Annotated in this window: 3 protein-coding genes; 1 reads left to right on the plus strand and 2 read right to left on the minus strand. The window is 71.1% G+C overall.

Going from position 1 to position 3324, the window contains the following annotated elements; all coding sequences use genetic code 11:
• Positions 1–1514, minus strand: a 1514-nt coding sequence (gene guaB / locus ACFWFR_RS18620; RefSeq protein ID WP_377624075.1) for an IMP dehydrogenase, incomplete at its 3' end; no start/stop codon positions are given.
• 94 nt (positions 1515–1608) lie between these two features.
• Complete coding sequence (locus tag ACFWFR_RS18625; RefSeq protein ID WP_191801356.1) at positions 1609–2712, minus strand: MerR family transcriptional regulator; 1104 nt, start codon at positions 2710–2712, stop codon at positions 1609–1611.
• 209 nt (positions 2713–2921) lie between these two features.
• On the opposite strand from ACFWFR_RS18625, the gene ACFWFR_RS18630 reads away from it, so the two are divergent.
• Positions 2922–3209, plus strand: coding sequence for a WhiB family transcriptional regulator (locus ACFWFR_RS18630; protein WP_056653881.1), 288 nt, complete (start codon positions 2922–2924; stop codon positions 3207–3209).
• Positions 3210–3324 lie beyond the last annotated feature (115 nt).

Below are 3324 nucleotides of genomic sequence, written 5' to 3' on the forward strand. Positions count from 1 at the left end.
GTGTAGTTGGGCGCCTCGACCGTCATCTGGATGTCGTGCGGGTGCGACTCCTTGAGCCCGGCCGGCGTGATGCGCACGAACTTCCCGCGCTCCTGGAGCTGGGGGATGGTGTGCGCACCGACGTAGAACATCGACTGGTGCAGTCCGCCGACGAGCTGGTGGGCGACCGCACCGAGCGGGCCGCGGTAGGGCACCTGGCCCTCGATGCCCTCGGGCACGATCTTGTCGTCGCTCGCGACGTCCGCCTGGAAGTAGCGGTCCTTGGAGTAGGACGCCTTCTTGCCGCGCGAGGCCATCGCGCCGATCGAACCCATGCCGCGGTAGAGCTTGTACTGCTTGCCGTTGACGAACACGAGGTCGCCGGGGCTCTCGTCGCAGCCCGCGAGGAGCGAGCCGAGCATGACCGTGTCCGCTCCGGCGACGAGCGCCTTGGCGATGTCTCCCGAGTACTGCAGGCCGCCGTCGCCGATGACGGGGACGCCGGCCGGGCGGCACGCGAGCGAGGCCTCGTAGATCGCGGTGACCTGCGGGACGCCGACGCCGGCGACGACGCGGGTCGTGCAGATCGAGCCCGGCCCGACGCCGACCTTCACGCCGTCCGCGCCCGCGTCGACGAGAGCCTGTGCACCCGCACGCGTCGCGACGTTGCCGCCGATGATCTGGACGTCCTTGAACGCCGGGTCCGCCTTGAGCTTGCGGATCATGTCGAGCAGGAGGCGGGCGTGCCCGTTGGCGGTGTCCGCGACGAGGACGTCGACCCCGGCCTCGGCGAGCGAGGTCGCGCGCGTCCAGGCGTCACCGAAGAAGCCGATCGCGGCGCCGACGCGCAGGCGCCCCTCGGCGTCCTTGGTCGCCCCCGGGTACTGCTCGGTCTTGACGAAGTCCTTGACCGTGATGAGCCCGCCCAGGCGGCCCTCGGCGTCGATCAGGGGCAGCTTCTCGATCTTGTGCTTGGCGAGCAGCGCTGCGGCGTCGTCGCGCTCGATGCCGATCGGGGCCGTCACGAGCGGCATGGGGGTCATGATCTCGAAGACGCGACGCTCCGCGAAGTCAGCCGGGTTGACGAAGCGCAGGTCCCGGTTCGTGATGATGCCCAGCAGCTTGCCGGTCTCGTCGACCACGGGCAGCCCGGAGACCCGGTACTGGCCGCACAGGGCGTCGAGCTCGGAGAGCGTGGCCTCCGGGCCGACCGTGACCGGGTCGGTGATCATGCCGGACTCCGACCGCTTGACGAGGTCGACCTCCTTGGCCTGCGCCTCGATCGACAGGTTGCGGTGGATGATCCCGATCCCGCCCTGGCGGGCCATGGCGATCGCCATGCGCGACTCGGTGACCGTGTCCATCGCGGCGGAGAGCAGCGGCGAGGACATGGTGATCTCGCGCGTCAGCCGCGCGGTCGTATCGACCTCGCTCGGGATGACGTCCGTCTCGTTCGGGAGCAGGAGGACGTCGTCGTACGTCAGTCCGGTGAATCCGAAGGGGTCGTGTGCGGGGGCTGCGAGAGAGTCGGTCACATCAAGATTCTACGCCGAGGGCCTCTGACATATTCCCGGCCGTCCCGCCACCGGACGGCCGGGAGGGCGGCTCCCGCCGTGCACGTGGCGCGCGTCACCGGACGACGGCGAGCGCTTCGTGGAGGAGCCCCGTGAAGCTGCGCACCCGCTGCACGGTCGCGGCGAGGGGCAGTCCCGTCGCCGCCGCGTCGTTCTGGAGCCCGACGAAGATGGGCAGGTCCGGGTTCGCCTCGTGCACCGTCCGGACGACGTCGAGGTCCGGCCGGGGCTGCGTCGTCACGACCGCGACCGCTGCAGGGCGCACCATGGCGACGAGCTCGAGCGAACGGTGCATCGTGGCCGACCCGGTCACGATGCGGGCCATGGCTCCCTGCGCGCCCAGGGCGGCGGCGAGCGCGTGGGCCGCGAGCGGCACCTGCTCTCCCGGCGCCGCGAAGATCAGCACGATCCGCCGCATCCTGCTCGGATGGTTGGGGGGCGGACCGCCTCCCGCGACGAGCGCGGCCTCGGACTGCTGGGTGTACTCGCGCAGCGCGGCCAGGGTCGCGTTGCTGAAGACCACCTCCGGCATCTCTCCCGGGGAGGCGAGGAACGTGCGCTCGGCGATGCGGTGGAGGGCCGGTTCCACGAGCGTCGACCACCACTGACCGGGGTCGGTGCCGGGCGCGATGCGCAGGAGCTTGTCGCACCGCTTCTGGTCGAACGAGATCGCGGCGTCGACCACGTCGGACACGCCCGTGGCGCGCGTCGCGCCGATGCGGACCGGCTCGTCGTCCGCGCCGCGCGGGACCGCGCGCAGGAGGCGCAGCCCCCCGCCGGGCGTCTCGCCCGACGGCTCGCCCTCGTCCCCGTCCTCGGCGGGGCCGTCGGAGCCGGCGGCCTGCTCGATCTGGCCGCTCTCGAGCGCGAGCTCCGCCTGGTCGGCATCCAGGGCCGCGCGCGCGGCGTCGACCGGTGCGACGCCCTCGAGCGTGAGGCGACGCATGATGACGAGCCGCGCGACGTCGTCGGCCGTGTATCTCCGGTGCGAACCGGCAGTGTGCTCGGAGGGACCCAGACCGTAGCGACGGTCCCAGGTGCGGAGGGTGGCCGGGGCGACGCCCAACCTCTTGGCGACGGCTGCGACAGCGAGTGCAGGAACCTCGGTCACCTTCCGTCGGGGCCCGCCGGGGGTCGGGGCGGACCGGAGTGAAGTCATGCACCGATTCTGCCGACCGGCTCACCCCCTCGCCACTTCGGGCGCGGCGTGTCTCGGTCGGCTGTCCCGGTGTGTCCTGTCACACAGTGGACAACGCCGCAGTTCGCGCCATGTTCGCCATGAAACGGTGCACAGAGAGGCAAAGCCGGTCAGAAACTCATCCACCCCGCCCCTTGAACAACTTCTGCAACGCTTGTAGGTTGTTCGACATGACAGAGATCTCGAGGCTCCCCGGACCGGTGATGGAACTGTGGGAATGGCAGTACCAGGGCTCGTGCCGCGACGCGGACGACACCCTCTTCTTCCACCCGGAGGGCGAGCGAGGCTCCACCCGCCGCCGCCGCGCGGAAGCGGCCAAGGCCATCTGCGCCTCGTGCCCCGTGCTGATGCAGTGCCGCGAGCAGTCGCTCAAGGTTCGCGAGCCCTACGGCGTGTGGGGCGGCCTGAGCGAGGACGAGCGCTCTGCGATCCTGGCCGGGGTCTCGAAGACCGCCTGACCTCCACCTGGCTTCACGCTCGTCGCGGCGCCGCGCTCGACGAAGCGCCGCGGCCGGCACCACGACCAGCCTCGTCACGACCTGCACCACTCGAGAGCTCAGCAGACCCCTGACA

Origin of the sequence: Oerskovia sp. NPDC060287 (assembly GCF_042726775.1) — a bacterium.
Taxonomy (GTDB): domain Bacteria; phylum Actinomycetota; class Actinomycetes; order Actinomycetales; family Cellulomonadaceae; genus Oerskovia; species Oerskovia merdavium.